We start from the raw sequence: 24,816 nt of genomic DNA, 5'->3' as shown, positions 1-24,816 counted from the left end.
TCGGCCACCCCCTGGGGCCGTCGACCGGCTCAGTCTCCCAGCGCGCGGCGGAGGCCGGACCGGTCGGTGCCCAGTTTGGTGAAGGCCGCGCAGAGCAGCTCGGAGACCGACTGCGCGTCCGTCTTGAGCTCCGCGGCGATCGCCGTGTTGTCCAGTCCGTGCGCGGCGTGCCGGGCCGCCGCGTTCTCCGCGACGGTCAGGTTCTCCTGCTCGGCGGTGTGCAGCCGGCGCGGCCGCAGACCGGCCGACGCGAGCTGCGTGCGGGCCCGGGCCGCGAGCCCGTCGGCCCCGCACGCCACGGCGGTCTCCATGCCCCGGTAGAGCTGCTGGGCCGCGTGGTGACGGCTGCCGATCGTGTGCAGGGCGGTGCCGTGGTCGACCAGCGCGTACGCGAGTTCGCAGGCCGCGGGGGACTGTTCGAGGTGGTCCACCGAGTCCTGGAGCAGGGTGGCCGCCCGGGCGGGATCGACGGTGGTCGCCGCGGCCACCCGCAGCGCGTGGCCGATCATGCTGGAGGTCCCGAAGGCACGTGCGCGCGAGAGCGCCTCGGACGCGGTCGCCCGCGCCTGCTCGGGCTTGCGGGCGACCTGCCCCAGGGCCAGATCGAGCTGCCAGGGACTCCACGAGGGATTGCGCGCTCCGCGCAGGTCGAGCCGCCGGCCCGCCGAGACGAGGTGGTGCTCGCCCTCCTCGATCCTGCCCCTGGCCAGCAGGAGCTTGCCCCACACGGCCTGCGGGTCCGGATAGACGACCGCGGGAGGCCAGCCGTCCGCCAGCTTGTAGGCGTCGGCGACCCGCTGGGCCTCGGCGGTGTTCCCCCGGGCCAGCAGGGTCTCGATCAGGGTGCCGATCGCGTACCACTGCGCCGGGATCCCCTGGCCGACGCGATCGGCGATCTGCAGGCCGTTGCGCACGAAGTCCTCGGCCTCGGCGAGCCGCCCGCGCCGGTAGTGGACGTAGCCGAGCAGCGTGTACACGAACGACAGGTGCGCCCCGCGCCAGCCCTTCGCCTCGAACTCGACGATGCCGGTGTTGAAGAGCTCCTCGGCGCGGCCGGGCTGGTCGCAGTACATCAAGGTGAGCGCCACGACGGCCGGCACCTCGAAACCGAAGTCCTGGTCGGTCCAGCTCAGACCGCCGTCGAGGGCCTGCTCGGCGTACTCCAGGGCGGTGGCGGCCGGTTCGCCGCGCAGGACGGCGTCCCAGGCCCGAAGTCCCAGGATGTGCCGCTCGGGCAGCCCGCGGCCGGTGAGTCGCTTGGCGAACTGGGCGAGGAGCCGGGAACGGGCGGGCGAGTTCTCCTCGTCGACCCGGACCGAGTTCCACTTGAACTGCTCCGCCTGCATGCGCAACCGGGTGCGCGAGCTGGTGGCCCGCCGGGCCTCGTCCGCGAGGAGCGCGGCCGCATCGGCCAGCTGACCGGTGTGGCCGAGCGCCTGGGCGAGCCGGTAGGTGATCGCCTCGCGCAGGCCCTGCTCGGTCCTGGGCTCCTCCAGCGCGGCTCTGAGCTGGTTGATCGTGGTGCCGGGATCGTGCAGGAGGTTCGCGGAACCGAGTTCGAAGAGCACCTCGGCCCGGTCCTCCACCTCCGGAGGTTCGCGCAGCGCCCGGGCCAGGTAACGGCGGGCGGCGTCGGGAGCGCCCGCGGAGAAGCTGTCGCGCGCGGCCTGCCGCAGCTGCTGCACCACCCAGGGGTCGCCCTCGGGGTGCATCTCCAGCAGGTGACGGGCGGCGGCAGCGGCGCCGTGGCCGTCGTCGACCAGCGCCGTCGCGGCCATGCCGTGCATGGCGACGCGCACACCGGGCGGGATCGAGCGGTAGACGGCGGTGGCGATGAGCGGGTGGAAGAACTCCACCACCTGCTTGCGCCGCACGCTCGTCAGCACGGTCAGGATGCGCGCGTCGCGCAGTTGGGCGATGGCCTCGGCGGCCTGCGCCTCGCCGAGCGCGGCGACGCCACCCACGATGTCGGTCGGGACGGCGGTGCCCAGAACGGCGGCGGCCCAGGCGAGCCGCACGGTGGACGGCCCGAGCTGTTCCAGGCGTTCGATGAGGCCGCTGCCCTTGACGGCGGAGGCCAGGTCGCGCAGCTGCGGGATGCTGTCCTGGTGCGGTTTGAGCCCGCGGTCGCGGCCCTTCATGGCCAACTCGACGACCTCGAAGGGGTTTCCGCCCGTGATCGCCCAGCACTCGCGGCAGAACACGTCGTCCGCGTCCTCACCGAGGGCGTCGCGGACGATGCGGGCCACCGCGCTCGTGGTGAGGGGCGCCAGCTCGTGCGGACGCGATCCCTGGCGCCCCATGAGGGCGCGTAAAGTCGCGGCGTCGGCGGGGATCTCGTCCGGTCGGCAGGCCACCATGATCAGCATGGCCAGTTCTTCCGCCCGGGCCGTGAAGGCGGTCAGCCAGGCCAGTGACTCGGCGTCCGCCCAGTGCGCGTCGTCGACGATCAGTACGACGGGGGCGCTGCGCACCGCTAAATGCGTGACGACCCAGTCCAGGCCGTCACGGACGCCCTGCGGGTCGGGCGCCGTCGGCCCCTTCGGCGCGGCGGTGAGCCCGAGGGCCGGGGCGACGATGCTGTACCAGTTGCCGAGCGCCTCGCGCCGTTCGTCCTCGCTCATGGCGGCGAACGTCGGCTGGATGAGCTGGCGCATCACGTGGAACGGCACCTGCCGCTCCTGCTCGCCGCCGCGTGCGAAGAGCACGGTGCAGGAGCGCTCGGCGGCCAGCCGCCGGGCCTCCGCCAGCAGGGTGGTCTTCCCTATGCCGGCCGACCCGGCGAAGGTCAGGACGCCTCCACGACGGGCGGCCGGGCCCGGCCCCTGTCCCTGGCCCGAAGCTCCGCACAACTCGTCCACCGCGCGGTGGATCGCCAGGAGTTCGGATTCCCGTTCGAGCAGAGGCTTGAGCGCCCCTCCTCGTGGTTCCGTGACATGTGACACTCGTGCCCCCTCCAGCGCGTGCGCCCGAGTGTACGGGCCAAGGGGTGAGTTGTTCCTGCTTAAGCACATTCTTGCGGTATCTCGCCACCCGTACGAGAACAACCGTGTACCCTCCGCGGTCGCCGGGCCCGCTGCCGCACGGGCCGCGGCGTCAGCGTCGCGCCGCGGGGATCATGGGGAGTTCGCTGGGCTGCGGGATCCCCGCGGGGACCTCACGGACGGTGACTCCCGGCGCGGGGACCAGGCGCCACCGGGACGCCACGCTCGCCACCGCGGTCAGGATCTCCGCCACCGCGAACGAATCGCCGATGCACTTGTGCTGGCCCGCCCCGAAGGGGAGGTACCGGTGGGCGCGCGGCCGTTCGTCGGTGTCCTCGTGCCAGCGGTCCGGGTCGAAGCGCGCGGCGTCGCGGAACAGCGCGGGGTCCCGGTGCAACGCGTGCGGGCTGTAGGCCAGTTCGGCCCCCTCGGGGATGGCGACGCCGCCCAGGGTCAGCGGGACGAGCGCACGCCGGGTGAAGAGCAGGGGCGAATGCAGGCGCAGCGTCTCCTGGAAGACGCTGTGCGTGTAGGTCAGCCGGGGGAGGTCCTCGGGGCGGACCGGGCGGTTGCCCACGACCGCGTCGACCTCGGCGTGCAGGCGCTTCTCCACCTCGGGGTGCCGGCCGAGTTCGTGGAAGATCCAGGACAGGGTGGTCGCCGAGGTCTCCGTGCCCGCGAACATGATGGCGATCACCTCGTCCCGCACCTGCTCGGCGCTCATCCCCTCGCCCGTCTCCGTGTCCACGCTGGAGAGCAGCAGGGACAGGAGGTCCTCCCGGTCGCCCGGCTCGTCGCCGTAGCGCGCGATGACCTCGTCGATGATCCGGCGCAGGCGCGCGGCCGCGCCGTCGAACCTCCGGTTGTACGGAATGGGCAGCCCGTCGAGGAACTTGGGCATGACCGCGCGGACGAGCATGCCCTCCAGGACGATGGGCAGCGAGCGGTGCACCTCCGCGACGGCGGGGCGGCTCATCTCCCCCGAGAAGATCATTTCCGCGACCGAGGAGAGGGCGTAGCGGCGGGCCTCGGTGACCATCGAGACCTCCCGGCCCGCAGTCCAGGAGGTGGCCATCTCCTCGGCCTGACGACACATCACCTGTGCGTAGTCGGCGATGTGGTTGCGCTGGAAGGCGGGCTGCATCATCCGGCGCTGCTTGCGGTGGAACTCCCCGTCGGTGGTCACGATGCCGTTGCCGAACACCGGGCGGAGCCGGTCGAAGATCCGGCCCCGCCCGAACTGGTGGGCCTGGACCAGTACGGCATGGACGTGCTCGGGGTCGGTCAGCACGTGGACGGGCCAGGTGCCGATGTCGATCCGGACGATGTCGCCGTGGTTCCGTAAGGACTCGAAGAAGGCGATCGGCTCCCGCCACAGCTGGAGCGCGTGGCCGAGGAGCGGCAACCTCCCCGGAACCACGGGTGCTTGGGATGCGGGGCCGTTGTGTTCTACCTGTGTCATGGGCCCACTCCCTGTCATGCCACGGAAACCAGGTCCGGGCGGGTGTACGCAGACTCCATCCCGGCCGCGAACCGTTCGTCGCTGTACCGCGTGCACTCGTAACGCTGCCACAGATCCGCGCCGATCATCCAGTCCTCGTAGCTGCGCACGTACCGGTCGACCGCGGCGCGGACGGACGGATCGGTGGCGTCGTCCGCGTCCATGACCTGGAACAGCCGCCGCTCCGCGACCAGATACTCCTCGATGCGGGCCTGGATGCGGGCCTCCACCAGCTGGACGGCGGCCGGCAGCGAGCAGCCCTCACAGGCCGCGATGAGGGAGACGAGGTTGTTGTTGTCCCCGCAGGCGTGTTCCTTGGGCAGGGAGAAGACGTCGTTGCCCCAGGAGATGACGTCCAGGGCGCTGGCGGTGAGGTCCTGGAACTCGGGCAGGTCGTGGACGTGTTGGGGCAGGTCGATGCCCAGTCCGGCCTCGACCATGTCCATCATCGGGAGGATCTGGGAACTGTGGCGGCGCATCAGGATGTAGTCCTGGACCGAAGGGTGGCCGCCGGTACGGCGGTTTCCGGCCTCCTGGTCCAACGAGTGCAGCATGAGCGGGACATGGGAGCGGTAGCGCGCCGCGTTCCCCTCGCCCATCCCGGCGACGATGCGGTCGCACAGATCGATGAAGCCGTTCACCAGCGGATTGCCGAGGGCCGCCGCCGTGTCGCTGCGCCCGGTCTCCAGGTGCTCGGTGATCGCATCGGTGACGGGCCGCCAGGCCCCCAGTTCACCCGTCCTGATGAGGTGGTCGTGCTGGTCGTCCAGGACGAAGGACCACGCCATCCACTCGGCGAGCAGGACGACCCGCTCGTACGGGACCTCACCGCTGACCCGTCCTGCGAGGTGGCCGAAGCCGATGCCCGCGAACTGCTCCACCGCGTTGCTGACCAACTCGTGCTGCACGGCCCAGGCCGTGGCCTCGGCATTCGCCCGGGCGGCCTGTGGATGCTTGGAGTTCCCGAACGGAAGGTGAAAGTCAGGAACAGAGAATGAGTCGAGCTGGGTCATTGATCCCCCCACGGAAAGTCGGATTCGCCAATACCCGCTCAATGTACGATCACGATTGCGGTCACGACGCTGCACACCCCCCTACTCCTGCGCCGCCAGTGACGACAGCTCACTGCAACCGGCAGGGTAGGGACCGGTCATGGACTGACCTGATCCCGCCATGTGCGACCACATCCGGCCACCCAAAGAGTAATTAACTCTCAGGGCGGAGCGCACTGTCAATGTGGGACGAGGGGGTACCTGGAATTCATTTCGCGGTTGTCGAAAGCATAATCACCGCGAATATGCACACAGCACGCGCGGTGTCGCGCACGTGCTCGACCAGGGACGGTCGAGGGGGAGACGTCCGGTGGCCGAAGATCGACGTCCTGCGGTCAGGCCCGGGGGGTGGGCGTCGCGGTGGGCGCGGGCGCGGCCGGGGGCGTGGCCGGGGGTGTGCTCGTGGGCGTCGACGCGGCGCCGGAGGGTGCGTCGGACGTGGGGGGAGTGGGGGTGGTCGAGGGGTCCGGGAGGCAGGTGACCTCGTCGCGCGGAGTGTAATGGGTCCGGTACGTCTCGCGCTTGACCTCCTGCCCACCGCGTACGAAGACGCGGTCGACCGCCACGTCGAAGCCCTCGGCCGGGGTCTGCGCCTCGCAGTCGGGGCCGGTGGCCGTGCGCTTGGCCGGGGGTGTGACGTGGGTGCGCGGGCCCCGGGTCGCGCGTATCTCGTCGTACCCCGGAGTGCCGCGGAGGGCGATGGTCACCGAGGTGTCGGTGGAGGTGGCGCGGATCCGGACCGGGTGGCCGGAATCGTTTCTCCAACGCAGGTCGAGGGTGCCCCACGCGACGGTGGCCTCGCGGCCCTCGGGGTAGCGCTCGATGTAGAACGAGTGGGCCCCGTGCTCGACCGGCGCCAGGCCCGCGAAGAACATGGCGTTGTACATCGTGGTCGCGACGGCGGAGACGCCGCCGCCGGGCGCCTTCACGTAACGGCCGTCGTTGATCATGATTCCGTCGACGAAACCGTTCTGTTCGGTCCGCTCGCCGACCGCTCCGTTGAAGCTCCACGTCTCGCCGGGGCGGACGACGGCCCCGTCGATCAGTGCCACGGCCCGCGCGATGTTGTGGGTGCGGTAGGGCGCGCTGGGGAAGTCGACGGTGAAGGAGGAGAGCGGGCGCATGGCCTGGGCGGGGGCCGCGGCGGTGCCGGCCGCCGGACCCGCGGGGCGCTCCGCCGCGGTGGCGGAACCGGGGAGGAGGGCGGTCAGGGCGAGCGCGGCAGCCGCGCCCGCGGTGGTCAGGGCGATCCGCCTGGAGTCCGTCCGGTCGTGTGCGCGTCGCATCTCTCTCCCAGTGCTTCTGGACGTGTCGGTACAGCCCCAGCGTGATCTAATTTCTGGCAAATAGGGCAAAGTGTGCAGATTCTCACGATGGCGGACGGATCCGTCCGTCGCCACGACCGCGGGGGCAGGAGCAAGGCCACTCGGGTCGAATTGGCCCTGTGTGGTGTCCGGAGAGGTGCCACATGATGGCACGATCCACTCTTTGGCCCTCGGAAAGGTTCCACAGTGTCCAGCGCAGCACCCCGATCCCCGGGCCGCCTCCCCCGTCGGCTGCTCCAGCTCTACGTCGGGCTCGCCCTCTACGGCGCGAGCTCGGCGTTCCTGGTCCGGGCGGGCCTCGGACTGGATCCCTGGGACGTCTTCCACCAGGGCATAGCGCAGCGCACCGGGTGGACCATCGGCACGGTCTCCGTGGTCGTCGGCGCGCTCGTCCTGCTGCTGTGGGTGCCGCTGCGGCAGCGCCCGGGGCTGGGCACGGTGTCCAACGTCTTCGCGGTCGGCCTGTCCATGGACGGCACGCTGGCGGTGCTCCCGGACGTGCGCGGCGCCGTGGCGCAAGGCGCGCTGCTGGCGGCGGGCATCGTCCTCAACGGCGTCGCCACCGGCCTCTACATCGCCGCCCGGTTCGGTCCGGGGCCCCGTGACGGCCTGATGACCGGCCTGCACCGGCGCACCGGCAGGTCGCTGCGGTTGGTGCGGACCGCGATCGAGGTCACCGTCCTCGCGGCCGGATTCCTGCTCGGCGGCACCGTCGGCATCGGCACCGTCGCCTACGCGCTGGCCATCGGCCCGCTCTCCCAGGTCTTCCTCCGCGTCTTCGCCCTCCCCGCCCCGCCGCCCCGCCCGGACGAGGTCCCGGAGCAGCCGTCCCCCGGCGCGGAGCACCCTCCGTCGAAGGCGCGGCGCCGTTCCCCGCAGCCGGAGCGCACGCCGTAGTGCCGTGGACCGCTGCGGTCACGGCGCCGGCTACGCCACCGAGCGGATCCGGCGGACCAGTACCGATCCCACCAGGGCCAGCGCGCCCGCGAGGGCGTACAGGGCCGTGTACCCGCCGAGGTGGGTGACCACCGGGGCCGCGATCACCGGGGCCAGGACCTGTGGCATCGCGTTGGCGATGTTGATGACGCCCAGGTCGCGGCCCCGGTCCTGCGCCGTCGGCAGTACGTCCGTGAGCAGGGCGAAGTCCACCGAGGTGTACACGCCGAAGCCGATCCCGAGGATGAGCGAGGCGACGACCGCGCCCGTCCAGGTCTGCCACACGGCGAGCAGCAGGGTGGCCGCGGAGATGACCAGCCCCGACCGGATCACGTACGGCTTGCGGCGCCCGCTGCGGTCCGACCGGGCACCACTGATCACCACCGTCGCGAGCATGGTGAGCGCGTTGAGCGCGGTGAGGACCAGCACCCCGGTGTCCGCGTCGTCGGCGTAGTGCACGGCGTCGGTCAGGTAGTACAGCAGGTACATCGTGCTGATCGAGTACGACAGGTTCATCAGGAACCGGGTGAGCCACGCCCACGCGAAGTCCGGATGGCGGCGCGGGTCGATCCAGAAGCCGGTGAGGAAGGCCCGCCAGCGGAACGCGGGCCGGGCGGCGGGCAGCAGCGCGGTGTCGCGCCGCATCAGTACGTACGGCAGGGCCGCGACCACCGAGAAGGTCGCGCAGGCCAGGTACCCGGCGCCGGTGCCGCCCGCGACGGTGGCCAGCGCCGTGCCGACCAGGATGCCGACGACCTGGGAGACGCCGAGCCAGCCGCCGACGAGCCCGCGCCGCCGCCGCGGCACCTGGTCGGGTACGGCCGCGGTCAGGGCGGCGAACGAGGCGTTGAGGGCGAGTTGGACCAGGCACCAGCCCGCGATGACGGTGGGCACGCTCCGCGCGAGGGCGAGGACGGCCAGCCCGGCGGCGCCGCCCGCCGTACCGGCGACCACCCAGGGGACGCGCCGCCCCACGCGCGCCGTCGTGCGGTCGGACAGCGCCCCGAAGACCGGGTTGGCCACCATCGACACCGCCGCGCCCAGGCCCGTCACCAGGGCGAGCGTGGCGGCCTTGTGGTCGGGTGCGAGCTGCTGCGCCTGGCGCGCCAGCAGCAGTTGCAGCGGGCCGAACCAGCCGACCCAGACACCGAGGTTGGCGAGGGAGAGGGCCCCCACCCACCATCCGTCCGCCGCGGCCTTCGTGGCTCCGGCCTCCGTGGCTCCGTCCTCCGTGGCGGGCCGCCCGACGCTCACCGGTCGCGCCTGATCAGATCGCGGTACCAGGCGTAGGACTCCTTGGGCGTGCGCCGCAGGGTCTCGTAGTCGACGTGGACGAGCCCGAACCGCTGCCGGTACCCCTCGGCCCACTCGAAGTTGTCGAGGATCGACCAGATGAAGTAACCGCGCACGTCGGCCCCTTCGGCCATCGCCCGGTGCAGGGCCCGCAGGTGCCCGTCGTGGTAGGCGATCCGGCGCGCGTCCTCGATCCGGCCCGTCACGGGGTCGGGCCCGTCGCCGTACGAGCAGCCGTTCTCGGTGATGTACAGCGGCGGCAGCCGGTCGCCGTAGCGCTCGCGCATGACGCCGAGGAGTTCGTGCAGCCCCTCCGGGACCACCGGCCAGCCGAAGTCCGTCCGCTCGCGCCCCTCGATGGGGTGGATGGCGAAGGGCAGGTCCGAAGGGATCTCGATGCCGCCGAAGTCCCCCGCCTCGGAGGCGGGTCGGGGAGCGCCGACGAGCATCGGGTTGTAGTAGTTGATCCCGTACCAGTCCAGCGGCGCCGAGATCGTCTTCAGGTCCTCCGCGACCGGCCCGGGGAGCAGGTCGGCCAGGCCGTCCGGGTAGGCGCCGGTCAGGATCGGGTCCGCGAAGAGCCGGTTGGTGAGGGTGTCGTACAGCTCGGCCGCGGCGCGGTCGGCCTCGTCGTCGCCGGCTGTCCGGACGGGGCTGTGCGAGGCGGCGATGCCGATCCCGCGGGCGCCCGCGGCGCGCAGGGCCTGTACGCCGAGGCCGTGGGCCAGGAGTTGGTGGTGGGCCACGGGCAGCGCGTCGAAGACGAGTCGCCTGCCGGGGGCGTGCTCGCCGAGTCCGTAGCCGAGGAGCGTGACCTCGGCGGGTTCGTTGATGGTGATCCACAGCGGGACGCGGTCGGCGAGCCGTCCGGCGACCACCGAGGCGTACTCGGCGAACCGCTCGGCGGTGTCGCGCTCCAGCCAACCGCCCCGCTCCTCCAGGGCGAGGGGGGTGTCCCAGTGGAAGAGGGTCGGCGCCGGGGTGATCCCCGCGGCGCACAGCTCGTCGACGAGCCGGTCGTAGAAGTCCAGCCCCTTCCGGTTGACCTCGCCCCCGCCCTCGGGCAGGACGCGGGACCAGGACACCGAGAACCGGTAGGCGCCGACGCCGAGTTCGGCCATCAGCGCCACGTCCTCGCGGTAGCGCCGGTAGTGGTCGGTGGCCACGTCCGCGTGCGAACCGTCCTTGATGCGGCCCGCTTCCCGGGTGAAGGCGTCCCAGGAGGAGGGGCCCCGGCCGTCGGCCGTGAGCGAGCCCTCGATCTGGAAGGCGGAGGCGGAGACGCCCCAGAGGAATCCGGCCGGGAACTCGGGTACGGACGCAGTCATGCGGACTCGCTTCGCTCAAGGGAGGGGCTGCGCGGGGCGCGCTCGCTGACGGAACTCTCGGGTCCCGGGGCCCGGCCTGTCAATGGAAAGTGAACAATCCTCAAGTTTCCCCGGCGGGCGTTCACCGCGTACGGGCGCGCGCCGCAAGATCCGAGCACAGGGCGGGTGTACCCGCGCCACGGGAGGGCAGACGGCACGGGAGAGCGAGCGAAGAGGGACGGGTGCGAGGGCTGTGATGGTTGTGAGCGAGCGTGTGGTGCGTACGACCGGGCCGGTGACCCCGTCGGATGCGGCCGACGCCCGCGCCCGCGTGGCCGCCCTGCTCGACGGTGGACCCGAGACGGGCGGACCGGTGGTGAGCGGAGCGGCCCGGGCCGATGCCCTGCTCGTGACGTCCGAGCTGGTCACCAACGCCTTCCGGCACGGCGGCGGCCTCGCCGGCTTCGAAGCAGCGGTCGACCGCGACGCCCTGGAGATCACCGTGACCGACCGTAGCTGCGAGGTCCCGCACAGTGCGGCCGGACGCCCGATCCGGCCCGGCGCACCCAACGGCGGCGCGATCGAGGGGGGCTTCGGGTGGCCGCTGGTACGGCTCCTCGCGGACCGGGTATCGGTGGCCCCGCTGCCGACGGGCGGCAAGAGCGTCCGGGTCCGGATGCGGTTGCACTGACGGACCGGGGGAGCGGGGGCCCGCGCACGGGGCCGGATCGGTCCAGGGGTCGGATCACTCCAGGGGGCGGGCCCGCACCGGCGACGTGGTGTCCTGGTGGCCGCCCGTGGCGAGGATCCGCACCTCGCCCTGATCGCTGATCTCCGCGCGCAGGATTCCGGACTCGTCGGCGTACACGGGGTGTCCTCCGGGGCCCGTCTGTGCGGTGCGCGCGACCACGACGATGTCCTCGCCGGGCTCCGCGGACCCGACGCTCCTGAACACCAGCTCGTACCGGTTCACCGTTCCATTGTGGAATGCGTGCGGGGCGGCCGCCAGGCGGGCCCGCCCCCCGGCCGGCGCCCGGGCACATGGACCGGGGAGTCCGGGGCACAAGGGTCCTCACAGTGTCCAGCGCCGAGGGAAGGACCCCGTGATGTCGCACGTCGAAGAACACGTCGAGGTGAACGTCCCGCTGCGGACGGCCTACAACCAGTGGACCCAGTTCGAGGAGTTCCCCGCCTTCATGGAGGGCGTCGAGCGGGTGGAACAGCGCGGCGACACCCTCACGCACTGGGTGACGAACGTCAACGGCGTGGAGCGCGAGTTCGACGCCCGGATCACCGAGCAGCTCCCGGACCGGCGCGTCGCGTGGATGAGCGTGAGCGGCGAGGCCCGCCAGGCCGGGCTGGTCACCTTCCAGCCGGTCGACGCCACCACCACCCGGATAGAACTCCACCTGAACTGGGCCCCCGACGGCCTCGCCGAGAGCGCCGCGGACAAGCTCGGCTTCGTCAAACGCCAGGTCAGCGGTGACCTCAAACGGTTCAAGCTGTTCATCGAAGCCCGCGGGGTGGAGACCGGCGGCTGGCGCGGCGAGGTGTGAGCCCGGTGAGAGCGGACGTCGCGAAGGAGGGTGTCCGGACCGCGTCCAGGGGCGGTACGGGCCGGGCGGTCACCGCGCGCTGCGGACTGGCGACGCGCGGAGTGCTGTACGTGCTGACCGGACTGCTGGCCGTACGGGTCGCCTTCGGCGAGCCCGTCGGCGAGGCGGACCGGCAGGGCGCCCTGCAGACCCTGGCCGGGCAGCCGTTCGGCGGCGTCCTGGTGTGGGCGGTCGGGATCGGGCTCGTGGGCATGGTGCTGTGGCGCGCCTCGGAGGCCGTGTTCGGCGCGGCCGGGCCGCGCGGCGACCGGACCGGGAAGCGACTGGCCTCGGCGGCCCGCGCCGTCTTCTACGCGGGCGTCGCGTTCTCCGTGCTGTCCTTCGCCGCCGGGTCCGGTGGCGGCGGCTCCGGCGACGACCAGTCGCGCGACCTGACCGCGCGGGCGCTCCAACTGCCCGCCGGGCAATGGCTGGTGGGCGCGGCCGGGCTCGGCATCGCCGCCGCGGGCATCGGCATCGCCGTGCGGGCGGCCCGGTGCCGCTTCCGCGACCACCTGCGCATGGGCGGTGCGTCGGCGGGCTGGCGGCGGGCCGTCGACTTCCTCGGGGTGAGCGGCGGGGTCTGCCGCGGCGCGGTCTTCGCCGTCGCGGGCGGCTTCGTCTGCTACGCCGCCCTGCGCTACGATCCCGGCCGCGCCAAGGGGGTCGACGACACCCTGCGCTCCTTCACCGCCACCCCGGCCGGCCCCTGGCTGCTCGTGGCGGTCGCCGTCGGCCTCATGCTGTTCGGGGTGTTCTCCTGGGCGATGGCCCGCTGGCGCGAGGTCTGACCTCGGCTCCGCGCCCCCCGGCCCGCGGCGCGGGGGTCAGCTCACGCGTACGCCGATGAGGCAGGTGTCGTCGTCCGTGTCGGAGCGGCTGTCGGTGAGCAGCCGGTCCAGCAGCCCGTCGAGGTCGGCCGCCCGGCCGGACGCGGTGCGCATCAGGTGGCCGAGGGAGTCCTGCACCGAGGAGTCGCGGCGCTCCACCAGCCCGTCGGTGTACATCAGCAGGGTGTCCCCCCGTGCCAACTGCACCTCCCGCTCGGCGTACTCGGCTTCCGGGAGCGCGCCGAGCAACAGGCCCTCGATGAGGGGGAAGGCCCGCGCCCCGTCCCCGCGCAACAGGACCGGCGGCAGGTGGCCGGCCCGCGCCCAGCGCAGGATCCGCGTGCGCGGGTCGAAGAGGCCGCACACGGCCGTGGCCGTCACCCGTTCCGTCAGGTGGTGGGTGACGGTGTTGAGCCAGGACAGGAGCTGCGCGGGTCCGGCGCCCGTGACGGCGAGCCCGCGCAGCGCGTTGCGCAGCACCACCATCGCGGTCGCCGCACCGATGCCGTGCCCCGCGATGTCGCCGACGGACAACAGGACCAGCCCCGACGGCAGGACCACCGTGTCGTACCAGTCCCCGCCCACCAGCGACTCGGACGCGGCGGGCCGGTAGCGCACGGCGACCCGCAGCCCGGGCGCCTCGATGACCGGCGGGGTCGGCGGCATGATGGCGTGCTGGAGCTGGAGGGCGAGCCGGCTGCGCTCGGCCGACTCGGCTGCGGTGTGGGCGAGTTGGTCGCGGGTCGCGGCCAGCGCGACCTCGGTCCAGTGCTGGGCGGAGATGTCCTGGTAGGCGCCCCGCACGGCGTACAAGCGCCGGTCGGCGTCCAGGACGGGTTCGGCGATGACCCGGATGTGCCGGGTGATCCCGTCCGGCCGTCGCAGCCGGAAGTCGACCGAGGCGGGCCGCCGGTAGTGGAGCAGCGCCCGCAGGAAGCGGCCCAGACCGGCCGAATCGTCGGGGTGGGCGCGGCGCGGCAGGTCCCGGAGCGGGACGGGGTCCGCGGCGGGCGGGAGCCCGTGCAGGGCGAAGAGCTGCGCGTTCCAGGTGATCTCGCCCGAGGTCAGGTTCTCCTCGAAGCCGCCGATCCGGCCCAGGCGCTGCGCGTGCTGGAGCAGGCCGGCGAGCCGGGCCGTCTCGTCCTCCACCCGCCAGATGAGCAGGAGCGCCACCCCGTGCCGGCTGATGCTGATGTCGGCGACCGAGGTGAGGGGGACCTGGTCGACGAGCGCGGTGAGGTGCATGCGCTGGGCGCGGAAGGGCTCGCCGGTGGCGTGGACGTGCTCGATGGCGTCGAACAGGCCGCTGTCGCCCGCGGCCATCGGATAGGCCTCCAGGAGCAGGGAGCCGCCGACGTCGCCGCGCGGGCGGCCCGCCGGGTCGACGAACTTGCCGCTGACGTGGCGGATGCGGAAGTCGTCCAGGCGCCCGGCGGGGTCGAGCACCGGCGTGAGGACCACGGCCGGGTCGTGGAGCCCCTCGGCGAGGTCGATCAGCTCCCTGACGTCCGGCGGCGTGCCCTGCGCGGGTCCCGTACCGGGCGCGGGCCCCGCGTCCATGGTGTGCGCGCACAGTTCGGCGAGGGTCTCGATCTGCCGCTCGACCGGCGGCGGTTGCGGCGCCAGCGGCTGCGGCCAACACACTTCGAGCACGCCGTGGACGCGACCGCCGGTCCCGGCCGGTACGGCGATGCGCCCCCCGCTCGGCCACTGGAGGCGGCCGATCGAGGGCGGGCCGTCCTCGTCGGGCCCGGCCAGGGTCACCAGAGCGCGCTCGTGCAGGGCGAGCCGGGCGACCGTCCGGACCCCCGGCGGTACGTGCCGCCAGCGCGCGGCCTCCCCGGCGGCGAAACCGGCGTGCCCCGCGAGGCTGAGCGAGCCGTCCGGCGCCGCCGTCCACACGGCGACGGCCACGGCCCCGAGCGGGGTGAGCGCATGGGTCAGCAGGGATTGGGCGACCGCCTGCGTGTCCCCGGCGGCGGCCAGTGCGCCGCTCTCGGCCGTGCGCAGCCGTACCTCGGCGCCCGGGTCGGCCGGGAGGGAGCCCGGCGCGCCGATCCGTTCCAGGAACTCGGCGGCGACGTCACCGACGTGGTCGCGGGCCGCCTGGTTCACGATGTCGGCGGCCAGTTCCAGCGGGGAGAGGCCGGACTGCCGGCACAGCTCGTCCAGTTGCCGGGCCGCGGTCGCGGGGGTGCAGTGCAGGCGCCCGATGAGGACGCCCTTGGCCAGCTCGATCAGCGCCCGGCCGTCGGCCGCCGCGTGCGCCGCCCGTACCTCTTCCCGCAGCCGCTCGACGGTCGCGACGAGCCGTCCCAGGGCCGGCGGGGGCTGCCCGGCGGAGGGCGTCATGCCAGCATCCAGCGCCGTACGCGGCCGATCAGGTCGTCGGCGTCGACCGGTTTGGTGACGTAGTCGCTCGCCCCCGACGCGAGGCTCTTCTCCCGGTCGCCGGGCATCGCCTTGGCGGTCACCGCGATGATGGGCAGGTCGGCGTACCGGGGCATGCGCCGGATCTCCGCGGTCGCGGCGTATCCGTCCAGCTCCGGCATCATCACGTCCATCAGGATCAGGTCGACCTCGGGGTGGGCGACGAGGGACTCGATGCCCTTGCGGCCGTCCTCCGCGTGGAGGACCCGGACACCGTGCAGTTCGAGGATCCCGCTCAGCGCGAAGAGGTTGCGCGCGTCGTCGTCCACGACGAGCACCGTGCGTCCCGCGAGCCCCTCGCCGCCCCGGCGGCCGGAGCGCGGCCGGATCTCCCGCACCGGGGCGGGCGGCCGTACGTCCCGCGGCGCGTCCGCGGTCGCGGCCGACAGGTGTACGGCGATGCGTCCGCGGAGCTCGTCCAGACCGGACAGCACCTCGAGGTCCGAGGAGGCGGCGCGCGTGCGCAGTTCCTGTTCCCGGCCGGGGTCCAGCGCGCCGTTGTCGTGGGCCAGGACCGGCAGGGAGGCCGGCGCCGCGTCCGCGTCCAGCGCGTCGAGGAAGCGGTCCGCCTCGCCGTCGGGCAGGTCGAGGTCCAGCACCACGCAGTGGAAGGGCCCGGCCGCCAGGGCCGCTGCCGCCTCCCTGGAGTTCGCGGCCTGTACGACCTGTACGACCTGTACGCCGTGCGCGCCGTCGACGACCTGTACGCCGTCCACGACCTGGGCGCCGACCGGGTCCCCGCCCGCCCCGCGGGCCGGGGCGACCTCACGGGTGGCGCTCTCGGCGACGAGGGCGAGCAGGCCGTTCGGGCGCTCCTCGATGACCAGGATCCGGCGCGGCGGACGCGGCGCGGCGCGCTGTGGATCGGGCCGCTGGACCGGCAGCGCGGCGGGCAGCGGGAAGGCCCGGTCGTCGAAGGGCCCGCGCCCGCCCGCCGCCGGGTCCGGCTGGTCCTCGTAGTCGGGCCGGGTGACGGGCAGGTAGAGCGTGAACGTGCTGCCCTGGCCGGGGGTGCTCTGCGCGGTCACGGATCCCCCGAGGAGCTGGGCGATCTCACGGCTGATGGACAGCCCGAGGCCGGTACCGCCGTACTTGCGGCTGGTCGTGCCGTCGGCCTGCTGGAAGGCACCGAACACCGAGCCCAGTTGCTGCGGCGGAATGCCGATCCCGGTGTCGCGGACCCGGAAGGCCACCATCGCCCCCTGGCGGGGGAGCCCCGCGGGGAGCGAGGCGTCGGGGGCGCGCTCGACGTGCAGCGCGACGCTGCCGCGCTCGGTGAACTTGACCGCGTTGGAGAGCAGGTTGCGCAGCACCTGGCGCAGCCGCGAGTCGTCCGTGAGCAGGTCGGCGGGTGCCTCGGCGGCCGTGGTGACCGTGAAGCCGAGGCCCTTCTGCGTGGTCATCGGGCGGAAGGTGGCCTCGACGTACTCCAGCAACTGCGGCAACTGCACCCGCTCGGGGTGGACGTCCATCTTGCCCGCCTCGACCTTCGACAGGTCGAGGATGTCGTTGATCAGCTGGAGCAGGTCGGATCCGGCGGAGTGGATGATGCCCGCGTACTCGACCTGCTTCGGCGTGAGGTTGCGGTGCGGGTTCTGCGCGAGGAGCTGGGCGAGGATCAGCAGGCTGTTGAGCGGGGTGCGTAGTTCGTGGCTCATGTTCGCCAGGAATTCGGACTTGTAGGTCGAGGCGAGGGACAACTGCTGGGCGCGGTCCTCCAGTTCCTGGCGCGCCTGCTCGATCTCCAGGTTTTTCGCCTCGATGTCGCGGTTCTGGCTGGCGAGCAGCGCCGCCTTCTCCTCCAGCTCCGCGTTCGAGCGCTGCAACTCGTCCTGCTGGACCTGGAGTTCGGTCGAGCGGGCCTGCAGCTCGCCGGTGAGGCGCTGGGATTCGTCGAGGAGTTCGTCGGTGCGCGCATTGGCGACGATGGTGTTGACGTTGACGCCGATGGTCTCCATCAACTGGCCCAGGAAGTCCCGGTGCACGGGGGTGAAGGCGCCGAAGGAGGCCAGTTCGATCACGCCGAGGACCTGGTCCTCCACCACGATCGGCATCACGATCAGGCTGCCGGGCGTGGTGTGCCCGAGCCCCGAGGAGATGAAGTAGGTCCCGGGCACCTGGTCGGCGGCGATGGTCCGGCGGCTGCGCGCCGCCTGCCCGACGAGGGACTCGCCGAGGGCGAACCGGGCGCCCTCCACCATGGAGGCGGGGCGCCCGTACGAGCCCACCAGGGTGAGCACGGTGGTGTCCGCGGAGTCCTCGGCGAGGTAGAACGCGCCGTACTGCGCCGCGACGAGCGGGGTCAGCTCGTCCATCACGAGCGCGGCGACGACCGCGAGGTCGCGGTGGCCCTGCATGAGCCCCGACAGGCGGGCCAGGTTGGACTTGAGCCAGTCCTGCTCCTGGTTGGCCCGCGTGGTCTCGCGCAGCGAGCCGACCATCGAGTTGATGTTGTCCTTGAGCTCGGCGACCTCGCCGGAAGCGTCCACCGTGATCGAGCGGGTCAGGTCGCCCTCGGCGACCGCGCTCGCGACCTCGGCGATCGCCCGGACCTGCCGGGTCAGGTTCCCGGCCAGCTCGTTGACGTTCTCCGTCAGCCGCTTCCAGGTGCCGGAGACGCCTTCGACCTCGGCCTGGCCGCCGAGCCGCCCCTGACTGCCCACCTCGCGCGCGACCCGGGTGACCTCGGCCGCGAAGGAGGACAGCTGGTCGACCATCGTGTTGATCGTCGTCTTCAGCTCCAGGATCTCGCCCCGGGCGTCGACGTCGATCTTCTTCGACAGGTCGCCGTTGGCGACGGCCGTGGTGACCAGGGCGATGTTGCGGACCTGGCCCGTGAGGTTGTTCGCCATGGAATTGACGTTGTCGGTGAGGTTCTTCCAGGTGCCCGCCACGTGCGGGACGCGCGCCTGGCCGCCGAGGATCCCCTCGGTGCCGACCTCCCGGGCCACCCGCGTGACCTCGTCCGCGTAGGCGGAGAGCTGGTCGACCATCGTGTTGATGGTCTCCTTCAGCTCCAGGATCTCGCCGCGCGCCGTCACCGTGATCTTCCGCGAGAGGTCGCCCTCGGCCACGGCGGTCGCCACCTGGGCGATGTTGCGCACCTGTGCGGTGAGGTTTCCGGCCATGAAGTTGACCGAATCCGTGAGGTCCCGCCAGACACCGCCCACGCCCGGCACGTCGGCCTGACCACCCAGCGTGCCCTCGGTGCCGACCTCCCTCGCCACCCGCGTCACCTCGGAGGTGAACAGCGACAGCTGGTCGACCATCCCGTTGAAGACCGTCGCGATCTCACCGAGCAGTCCTTCGGCCTCCTGCGGCAGCCGGGTGCGGAAGTCCCCGTCGCGCACGGCCGTCAGTCCGGCCAACAGCCGGCGCAGCTCGGCCTCGCCGATCGCGCCCGGTACCACCGCATCGCCGCTCCCGGACCCGGGGGCAGGGGGCTCAGCCATCCGTCAACCTCACTCCAGTAACGACCGTCATCGCGTGGAACGCCCGCCTGTGGCCGCCCGATCCCGGATGGTGGAGGACGGCGGACGGGGGGTGATCACTGCGCACACGCCACGGTACGACAGCCCGCCGGCGTGCATGGCGGGCGGGTTGCGGGGTACCCGGACCGGTACGCCGCCTCCCGCCCGGCCTCCCGATCAGGCCGGCGCGGCGAGCGCGTCCCGGACGTCCGGGTGGAGGGAGAGCACCGTGTCCGCGCCGGTCAGCTGGAACAACCGGGTCAGCTGGTCGCCGGGTGCGGCCACGCGCAGCGTGGTGGTCCGGTGCAGGCGCAGCAGCATGTTGAGGAACGAGGAGTCCCCGAAGGTGATGGCCGCCGCGTCCAGGACGACCACCGGATGGGCCCCGGCCGCCTCGGTCAGGGCGTCCTCCAAGGGCGCCAGGGTGTCCTGGTCCAACTCGCCGCGCGCCTCGACCACCCAGCCGGGACCGGCGGGGTAGCTCTTGGCGACCACTCCCGCGTCGTGTGCTTCCGTCTCCCGCACCGTGTCCGCCTCCCCGTGGTCGTGTGCGTGGTTTCCGAGAGTGCGAGTATGCCTGCTCCGCGCATCGAGAGCGACGGCCCGGGTGCCGATCGAGGCTCATCCGGAATTTCTCGGGCCGCATGTGTGTAAGGGCCCGGAATGTGGGCACGAGCGGTTGCGCAGCCATTCGCCACAGGGAGGAACGGCCACATGTCCCGGACGGAAACACTGGTAAGCCGCGATCTTGAGGCGGGAGCAACGAGCACGGACGCAGGGCCGCTTGCGGGAGAGTCCGTCATGGACCTGCCGCAGGTCGACAACGCGCGTGAGGTCGCGCCCGCCGACGCGCGGGAGATGTCACGGGTGTTCCTGGTCCGGCTGCGCTCCCTGGAGGAAGGGACGCGCGAGTACCAGTACGTCCGCAACACCCTGATCGAGATGAACGTCTCACTCGTGCACTTCGCCGCCCGGCGCTTCCGCTCGCGCGCCGCGGGCGCGGGCGGGGTGGACATGGAGGACATCCTCCAGGTGGGGACCATCGGGCTGATCAAGGCCATCGACCGGTACGACCCGGCGCGCGAGGTGGAGTTCTCCACCCTCGCCCTCCCGTACATCACGGGCGAGATCAAGCGGTACTTCCGGGACACCACCTGGGCGGTGCACGTCCCGCGCCGCCTCCAGGAACTGCGGACCGAGCTCGCCCAGAGCCAGGAGGCCCTCAACAACCTCCTCGGCCGGGCGCCCACGGTCCGGGAGCTCGCCGAGCACCTCGACCTCTCCGAGGAGGAGATCATCGAGGGCCTGGTGGCCGCCAACGGCTACACCAGCGGCTCCCTGGACACCACCGCCGACTCCGACGAGCAGGCCCCCGCGGGCCGCAGGACGCGCCCGCTGGCCGAGAGCGTCGGCGAGGCCGACGCGGCCATGGAACTGTTCGAGGACTTCCACACCCTCGCGCCCCTGCTGGAGGAGCTCTCCGAGCGGGACCGCCGCATCCTCCAGATGCGCTTCGGACAGGAGCTGACGCAGGCCGAGATCGGCGCCGAGCTGGGCATTTCCCAGATGCAGGTGTCCCGACTGCTGACCCGCACCCTGGCGCGGCTGCGGACCGGCATGCTCACCGCGTAGGGTCGGCGCGCAGCCGGGTCCGGGCCGCCCGCCGCTGCGCCCGTCATACTCACTGCGACGAGTGAACGAGCGGACGAGCGGACGAGCCGACGGGCCGATGAGGGCCGCGGCCGTCCTGGAAGCGCGCCGCGCAGGAGGGTGCAGCATGAGCCACCGCACCACTGCTGCGCGCGCGCATCCCGGCGCCTTCGACCATCCGGCCCTCTTCTACCGGAACCCGCGGGAGTACGTGACGGGGGTGCGCGGCTTCGTACGGGACGCGCTGCGCGCCGCCGAGCCGGTCCTCGTCGCCGTTCCCGGCCCGCACCTGGCGGCGCTCCGCCGCGCTCTCGCTGCGGACGGGGCCGGGGCGGCGGAGGGCATCGAATTCGTGGACATGGCACGGTTGGGCCGCAACCCCGGCCGCATCCTGGCCGCCCTGCAGGAGTTCGCCGACCGGCATCCGGGCCGCTCCGTCCGGATCGTCGGCGAGCCGATCTGGCCCGGGCGATCCCCGGCCGAGGTCCGCGAGGCGACCCGGCACGAGGCGCTCATCAACACCGCCTTCGCGGGGCGCGCCGCCGGCATCCTCTGCCCGTACGACACGACCGGACTCCCGGCGGCGGTCGTCGCCGACGCCCGGCGTACGCACCCCACGCTGATCGAAGCCGGCCGCCCCGCGGACAGCCCCGCCTACGCGGACGCCACGACGGTCTGCGCCGACTGCGACACCCCGCTGCCCGAGCCCGCCACCGCGGCCCCGGTGCTGGAGTACGCCGCGGGCGAGCTGGCCCGGGTACGGGAACACACCCAGGCCTGGGTGCGCGGCAGCGCCCTCGACCCGGCCCGCCGGGACGACCTCGTCCTGGCCGTCAGCGAAGCGGCCGCCAATTCCCTCGCCCACGGTGGTGGCCGCGGCACCTTGCGGCTGTGGGCCGCGGGGACCGGCGCGGTGGTGGCGGAGGTGCACGACGACGGGCGGCTGACGGACCCACTGGCCGGGCGCCGCCGCCCGCCCGTGGCCTCCGGCGACGGCGGCCGCGGATTGTGGATGATCCACCAGCTCTGCGACCTGGTGGAGGTCAGGGCCCTGGAGACGGGTCTCACCCTGCGCCTGCACATGGTGACCGGATGAGCTCGGCGACGACGTACAACCAAGTCGTGGCTCGGTCGGTCCAAGAAGGCAGCGGTTTGTCATCATTGAGGATCAACCATCGAGGATCAGTGCCAACGGGGGGCAGGTGAGGTCACAGTGACGGCCATCGGATCGGATGCCGGCGATCCACTGCGTGCGCGATCGCCGGTCATGGGGCAGCGTCGCCGCCTCGCCCTGCGCGGTGTGCGAGGACACGTGGCGAAGGGCCGCGACTTCACCCGCGAAGCCATCCGGGACTGGGGCTGGCCGTCCAACCAGACCAGCGAGGACGCCCTGCTCGTCGTGTCGGAGCTGCTGACCAACGCGAGCCTGCACGCGGGCGGGTGCGACGAACTCGTCCTGACCTACGGCACGGCCCTGCGCATCGAGGTCCTCGACGGCGAGACGGAGCTGCCCGCCCCACGGGTCACACCGCGCGGCACCCCCGGAGGCCACGGGCTCGCCATCGTCCAACGGCTCTCCGACCGCTGGGGCGCCGACGCGCACGCGAGCGGCAAGGTCGTCTGGGCGGAGATCGAAGGCTCCCGACTGACCACGGGCGGCCCCGCCCCCGTTCGTGTCCGGCCGGGTCCGAACGGCCCAACCGTGCAGTAGGAGCCCTCCGTACGGGGAACCGATGGGGCGCCGGCAGTCCGCTCGGGCGGCCGGGGCAACAGCGGATTCCTTCCGTACGGAGAGAGGCGCACCCCATGAACTACACGGAACGCACGGCGCACACGGCGCACGCGGTCGGCGCGGGGGGACGGGGATGAGCCCCAACGCCACCCACCTGCCCAAACCGGGCGTCAAGACCGCCCGCGACCTGATGACACCGGGCGCGCACTGCGTCGGCCACGACGAGCCGGTGCTCCGGGCGGCCCACCGGATGGCCGAGCTGGGGGTCGGCGCCCTGCCGATCCGGGACGGCGGCGACCGCATCATCGGCATGATCACCGACCGCGACATCGTCGTCCGGGTGCTCGTGCCCGGGAAGGACCCCGCCACGACCCCCGCGGGTGAACTCGCCGGGGGCGCGGTCACGGTCGGCCCCGACGACGACGCCGAGAAGATCCTGCGGACGATGGCCGCGCACAAGGTCCGCCGGCTCCCCGTCCTCGACGGCCACCGCCTCGTGGGCATGGTCGCCCAGGCCGACATCGCCCGCGCCCTGCCCCACCCGGAGGTCGGCGCCCTGCTGGGAGCCCTCTCCAGCGACTGACGCCGTACGCCGGCCCCAGGTGCATCGACTCGGAGGGTCGTCGACGCGGCTGACCGGCCGCTGGTAGCCCCATTCCTCGGCGAGGGTGCGGTTGAAGCGTTCGACTCTTCCGTCGCTCTGGGGCCGGTAGGCGCGGGTGGGCGTACCGCTCGCGCCGAGGCCGGCCAGACCGGCCTTCCAGGCGAGGCCCTTGGTTGTGCCCGACAGTCTGAGACCTCAGAATGATCGGCTCACGGACGCGGATCCTTCGCCCGGGCCCAGGGGCTCCAGGGGCCTCCGAAATATGTCCGCTCCCTTGACCAGGGCTTGCCGTCGCCCCCGACCACGATGATCGTGGTGTGGAACGGGCCGGACGCGCTGTCGACGTATTCGCTCTCGATGAAAACCTGGCTCTGGGCGATTCCGTTCATGGTTTCCCAGGCGGTCCAATGGCCTCTTTTCGTGTAGCGCGTCCACACGGCCTTGTCTGTTCCGATGACAAACTGCTCCAGGGACCTGTCAGGGAGGGGCCTTTCGGTGATCCCGTACTCGCAGATATATGCGGACTCCCCCTCCCCGTAGCAGGTTGCCGCCTGGGCCGGTGCTGAACTCGTAGCAAGTCCCGCCGCGACGACGACTGTCGCAACGACCGCGGCGCAACTGGCTTTCATTTTCTTCATGCTGACTCTCATGTTCGGCCGGGCCTTCACTGACGCCCGTGAATTGTGGGACCGGAAATTTCTGTGCACGCATTTCTGTCCTACGCGGCCCGTGACGAGCGGCGTCAGTGCGCACTAACGGTCGAAGGCCTGCACGCGCAACGACTTGACCGCATCGTTGTGTGAAGTCGTGTTCTCGTAGATGTTTGTGATCCAAGCATGTTCCGAGCAGCCCGTCCGAGTATTCTTGCCCGTCGGCAGGGGGTTCTTGCAGCTATAACCGTGGATGGTCATGGACAGAATGCCGCGGGCTGAAATCTTCCCGTCCACTCCGTAGGCGAAGACGGAGCCGCCACTGTCCCCCGCGCCGGCGAGGATCCTGCCCGCCACTTGCTCCACTTTGTTCACGTGCCGCAGATGGCCGGTCTCTGATTTGACATACTGGTCGACTTTGGTGACCTTCGCACCGCACGTCTCGCCGCGAAGGGCCCCATTGGTGCAGAGCAGCTCACCCTCGAATGGGCGGCCCTCCGACAGCACCTTTCGCCCACTGGGGTCAAGCCCTACTCCGTATCCGGAAAAGACCCAGTCCGTCGCACCGATCTCGGGAAAGAGCTCGATGAGGGCGGAGTCGGGCGACTGCTGCACGTCGACAACCCTCCCGATGGGGGTGCCGACGCCGGTCGTGATGGAGTCACCGACTCCATTGACGCAGTGTGCGGCTGTGATCAAGTAGTAGCGGTTGGTCGCGGGAGAAAATGCGGAAAAGCCGCTGGTGCATGTCCCCTTTGCTCTGATGACTATCCCTCCAGCGACCTTTTTTCCTGAAAATGAACCGGTATACCGTGCGCCATAGCCGATGTCGGCCGGGGTCTCCTCCTCGGTCACCTTGACAGGAATCCCGCCGGAGAGGGATTTCGGAAGAGCATCAGTCCCCGCCTCGTCGCGCAGATTATTTCTGGCAGGCAGACCGGAGGAGTCGACGCCGATGGTCAGTGAATTGCCATCACTGCTTGGACCGGCACTCACGACCGGAGCCCCGCCCGCCGTGGCACCCGACTCCATGATGACGCGTGCCTTTTCGTCCAGCTCCTTGAAGGTGTATGTGGAGGCTGCGACGGTAACCCGGATCCCCTTTCCGCGGTGGGCGGTGACCAGACGGGAGACCGCCTGGGGAAGATCGCCCTTCCAGCTGAGGGTGTATCCGGCGTCCTGCGTGGACAGCACAATGCCGGCGTACCCTGTGCCCGGGTCTTCCTGGGCCAGCCGGTAGATCTCGTTGGCGGCGGCGGAGATCGGAGCCTGACCTCCCGTGCCGGCATTCTGAGCCGTCATCGCAGTGCGCGACCCGCCCGGCACGGAAACCGGATCATCTTCGGCGCGTGCCAGGTTCGGCAGGACGAGCAGGGACCCGGAAAGGGCGAGCGAGAGCCCCAGGACCGTCTTCCCTCTGGATATTTGGTACTTCACACTTCCGCCTTCGGATATGT

Annotated in this window: 20 protein-coding genes; 8 read left to right on the top strand and 12 right to left on the bottom strand. The window is 72.0% G+C overall.

What is annotated here, in order from left to right; all coding sequences use genetic code 11:
- Positions 1–29: 29 nt before the first annotated feature.
- The 4 genes from ACIBEA_RS05090 to ACIBEA_RS05075 all read right to left on the bottom strand — a co-directional run bounded on the left by ACIBEA_RS05090 (position 30) and on the right by ACIBEA_RS05075 (position 6,823).
- Positions 30–2,945 (bottom strand): ATP-binding protein, encoded by a 2,916-nt coding sequence (locus tag ACIBEA_RS05090; RefSeq protein ID WP_399258107.1) that lies wholly within the window; start codon positions 2,943–2,945, stop codon positions 30–32.
- Positions 2,946–3,096: 151 nt separating this feature from the next.
- A complete protein-coding gene (locus ACIBEA_RS05085) occupies positions 3,097–4,446 on the bottom strand; it encodes a cytochrome P450 (protein WP_399258105.1) in 1,350 nt (449 codons plus the stop codon).
- A 14-nt stretch (positions 4,447–4,460) separates the two neighbouring features.
- Complete coding sequence (locus tag ACIBEA_RS05080) at positions 4,461–5,393, bottom strand: terpene synthase family protein (RefSeq protein ID WP_399258103.1); 933 nt, start codon at positions 5,391–5,393, stop codon at positions 4,461–4,463.
- Positions 5,394–5,872: 479 nt separating this feature from the next.
- A complete protein-coding gene (locus ACIBEA_RS05075) occupies positions 5,873–6,823 on the bottom strand; it encodes a VanW family protein (protein WP_399258101.1) in 951 nt (316 codons plus the stop codon).
- Positions 6,824–7,048: 225 nt separating this feature from the next.
- Here ACIBEA_RS05075 and ACIBEA_RS05070 point away from each other — a divergent pair, with 225 nt between their 5' ends.
- A complete protein-coding gene (locus ACIBEA_RS05070) occupies positions 7,049–7,759 on the top strand; it encodes a YitT family protein (protein WP_399258099.1) in 711 nt (236 codons plus the stop codon).
- Between the two features lie 30 nt (positions 7,760–7,789).
- Here the strand turns inward: ACIBEA_RS05070 and ACIBEA_RS05065 are convergent, their stop codons facing one another.
- Entirely contained in the window at positions 7,790–9,052 is a 1,263-nt protein-coding gene (locus ACIBEA_RS05065; protein ID WP_399258097.1) for an MFS transporter, read from the bottom strand.
- Positions 9,049–10,419 carry a GH1 family beta-glucosidase gene (locus ACIBEA_RS05060; protein WP_399258095.1) on the bottom strand — a complete coding sequence of 457 codons (1,371 nt, stop codon included), beginning with the start codon at positions 10,417–10,419 and terminating at the stop codon, positions 9,049–9,051. The genes ACIBEA_RS05065 and ACIBEA_RS05060 overlap by 4 nt, the downstream gene beginning before the upstream one ends.
- Before the next feature lie 274 nt (positions 10,420–10,693).
- Between ACIBEA_RS05060 and ACIBEA_RS05055 the strand changes: the two genes are divergently transcribed.
- Complete coding sequence (locus ACIBEA_RS05055) at positions 10,694–11,089, top strand: ATP-binding protein (RefSeq protein ID WP_399258093.1); 396 nt, start codon at positions 10,694–10,696, stop codon at positions 11,087–11,089.
- Positions 11,090–11,143: 54 nt separating this feature from the next.
- Here ACIBEA_RS05055 and ACIBEA_RS05050 read toward each other — a convergent pair whose 3' ends face one another.
- Positions 11,144–11,371: a DUF6296 family protein gene (locus ACIBEA_RS05050; RefSeq protein WP_399258091.1), complete on the bottom strand. Its 228-nt coding sequence runs from the start codon at positions 11,369–11,371 to the stop codon at positions 11,144–11,146.
- A gap of 133 nt (positions 11,372–11,504) precedes the next feature.
- On the opposite strand from ACIBEA_RS05050, the gene ACIBEA_RS05045 reads away from it, so the two are divergent.
- Both ACIBEA_RS05045 and ACIBEA_RS05040 read left to right on the top strand, forming a co-directional pair.
- Entirely contained in the window at positions 11,505–11,954 is a 450-nt protein-coding gene (locus tag ACIBEA_RS05045; RefSeq protein ID WP_399258089.1) for an SRPBCC family protein, read from the top strand.
- 5 nt (positions 11,955–11,959) lie between these two features.
- Entirely contained in the window at positions 11,960–12,784 is an 825-nt protein-coding gene (locus ACIBEA_RS05040) for a DUF1206 domain-containing protein (protein WP_399258087.1), read from the top strand.
- 36 nt (positions 12,785–12,820) lie between these two features.
- Here ACIBEA_RS05040 and ACIBEA_RS05035 read toward each other — a convergent pair whose 3' ends face one another.
- From ACIBEA_RS05035 to ACIBEA_RS05025, 3 genes are all read right to left on the bottom strand, one after another.
- Entirely contained in the window at positions 12,821–15,175 is a 2,355-nt protein-coding gene (locus ACIBEA_RS05035) for a SpoIIE family protein phosphatase (protein ID WP_399258085.1), read from the bottom strand.
- Positions 15,172–18,705, bottom strand: coding sequence for a HAMP domain-containing protein (locus tag ACIBEA_RS05030; RefSeq protein ID WP_399258083.1), 3,534 nt, complete (start codon positions 18,703–18,705; stop codon positions 15,172–15,174). Before ACIBEA_RS05030 ends, ACIBEA_RS05035 begins: the two co-directional genes overlap by 4 nt.
- Positions 18,706–18,900: 195 nt before the next feature.
- Entirely contained in the window at positions 18,901–19,248 is a 348-nt protein-coding gene (locus tag ACIBEA_RS05025; RefSeq protein WP_399258081.1) for an STAS domain-containing protein, read from the bottom strand.
- 189 nt (positions 19,249–19,437) lie between these two features.
- Between ACIBEA_RS05025 and ACIBEA_RS05020 the strand changes: the two genes are divergently transcribed.
- The 4 genes from ACIBEA_RS05020 (at position 19,438) to ACIBEA_RS05005 (ending at position 22,688) form a co-directional block, all read left to right on the top strand.
- On the top strand, positions 19,438–20,355 hold the full coding sequence (locus ACIBEA_RS05020) for a SigB/SigF/SigG family RNA polymerase sigma factor (protein ID WP_399258078.1): 918 nt from the start codon (positions 19,438–19,440) through the stop codon (positions 20,353–20,355).
- A gap of 145 nt (positions 20,356–20,500) precedes the next feature.
- On the top strand, positions 20,501–21,469 hold the full coding sequence (locus ACIBEA_RS05015) for an anti-sigma factor RsbA family regulatory protein (protein WP_399258076.1): 969 nt from the start codon (positions 20,501–20,503) through the stop codon (positions 21,467–21,469).
- Positions 21,470–21,640: 171 nt separating this feature from the next.
- The gene (locus tag ACIBEA_RS05010) at positions 21,641–22,084 is read left to right on the top strand and encodes an ATP-binding protein (protein ID WP_399258074.1); all 444 of its coding nucleotides are present in this window, start codon (positions 21,641–21,643) and stop codon (positions 22,082–22,084) included.
- A 154-nt stretch (positions 22,085–22,238) separates the two neighbouring features.
- A complete protein-coding gene (locus ACIBEA_RS05005; protein ID WP_399258072.1) occupies positions 22,239–22,688 on the top strand; it encodes a CBS domain-containing protein in 450 nt (149 codons plus the stop codon).
- Positions 22,689–22,918: 230 nt separating this feature from the next.
- Here ACIBEA_RS05005 and ACIBEA_RS05000 read toward each other — a convergent pair whose 3' ends face one another.
- Complete coding sequence (locus tag ACIBEA_RS05000) at positions 22,919–23,347, bottom strand: hypothetical protein (protein WP_399258070.1); 429 nt, start codon at positions 23,345–23,347, stop codon at positions 22,919–22,921.
- A gap of 114 nt (positions 23,348–23,461) precedes the next feature.
- Positions 23,462–24,796 (bottom strand): hypothetical protein, encoded by a 1,335-nt coding sequence (locus tag ACIBEA_RS04995; RefSeq protein ID WP_399258068.1) that lies wholly within the window; start codon positions 24,794–24,796, stop codon positions 23,462–23,464.
- Positions 24,797–24,816 lie beyond the last annotated feature (20 nt).

The sequence above is a fragment of the Streptomyces sp. NPDC051555 genome (genome assembly GCF_044454405.1).
GTDB lineage: Bacteria > Actinomycetota > Actinomycetes > Streptomycetales > Streptomycetaceae > Streptomyces.
This window is presented reverse-complemented; position numbering and strand designations above follow the sequence as displayed.

Coding starts and splice junctions, on each gene's coding strand:
- ACIBEA_RS05020 (WP_399258078.1), top strand. CDS start 19,438: ATGTCCCGGACGGAAACACTGGTAAGCCGCGATCTTGAGGCGGGAGCA.
- ACIBEA_RS05000 (WP_399258070.1), bottom strand. CDS start 23,347: ATGAAGAAAATGAAAGCCAGTTGCGCCGCGGTCGTTGCGACAGTCGTC.
- ACIBEA_RS05085 (WP_399258105.1), bottom strand. CDS start 4,446: ATGACACAGGTAGAACACAACGGCCCCGCATCCCAAGCACCCGTGGTT.
- ACIBEA_RS05035 (WP_399258085.1), bottom strand. CDS start 15,175: ATGACGCCCTCCGCCGGGCAGCCCCCGCCGGCCCTGGGACGGCTCGTC.
- ACIBEA_RS05045 (WP_399258089.1), top strand. CDS start 11,505: ATGTCGCACGTCGAAGAACACGTCGAGGTGAACGTCCCGCTGCGGACG.
- ACIBEA_RS05010 (WP_399258074.1), top strand. CDS start 21,641: ATGGGGCAGCGTCGCCGCCTCGCCCTGCGCGGTGTGCGAGGACACGTG.
- ACIBEA_RS05075 (WP_399258101.1), bottom strand. CDS start 6,823: ATGCGACGCGCACACGACCGGACGGACTCCAGGCGGATCGCCCTGACC.
- ACIBEA_RS05030 (WP_399258083.1), bottom strand. CDS start 18,705: ATGGCTGAGCCCCCTGCCCCCGGGTCCGGGAGCGGCGATGCGGTGGTA.
- ACIBEA_RS05005 (WP_399258072.1), top strand. CDS start 22,239: ATGAGCCCCAACGCCACCCACCTGCCCAAACCGGGCGTCAAGACCGCC.
- ACIBEA_RS05060 (WP_399258095.1), bottom strand. CDS start 10,419: ATGACTGCGTCCGTACCCGAGTTCCCGGCCGGATTCCTCTGGGGCGTC.
- ACIBEA_RS05015 (WP_399258076.1), top strand. CDS start 20,501: ATGAGCCACCGCACCACTGCTGCGCGCGCGCATCCCGGCGCCTTCGAC.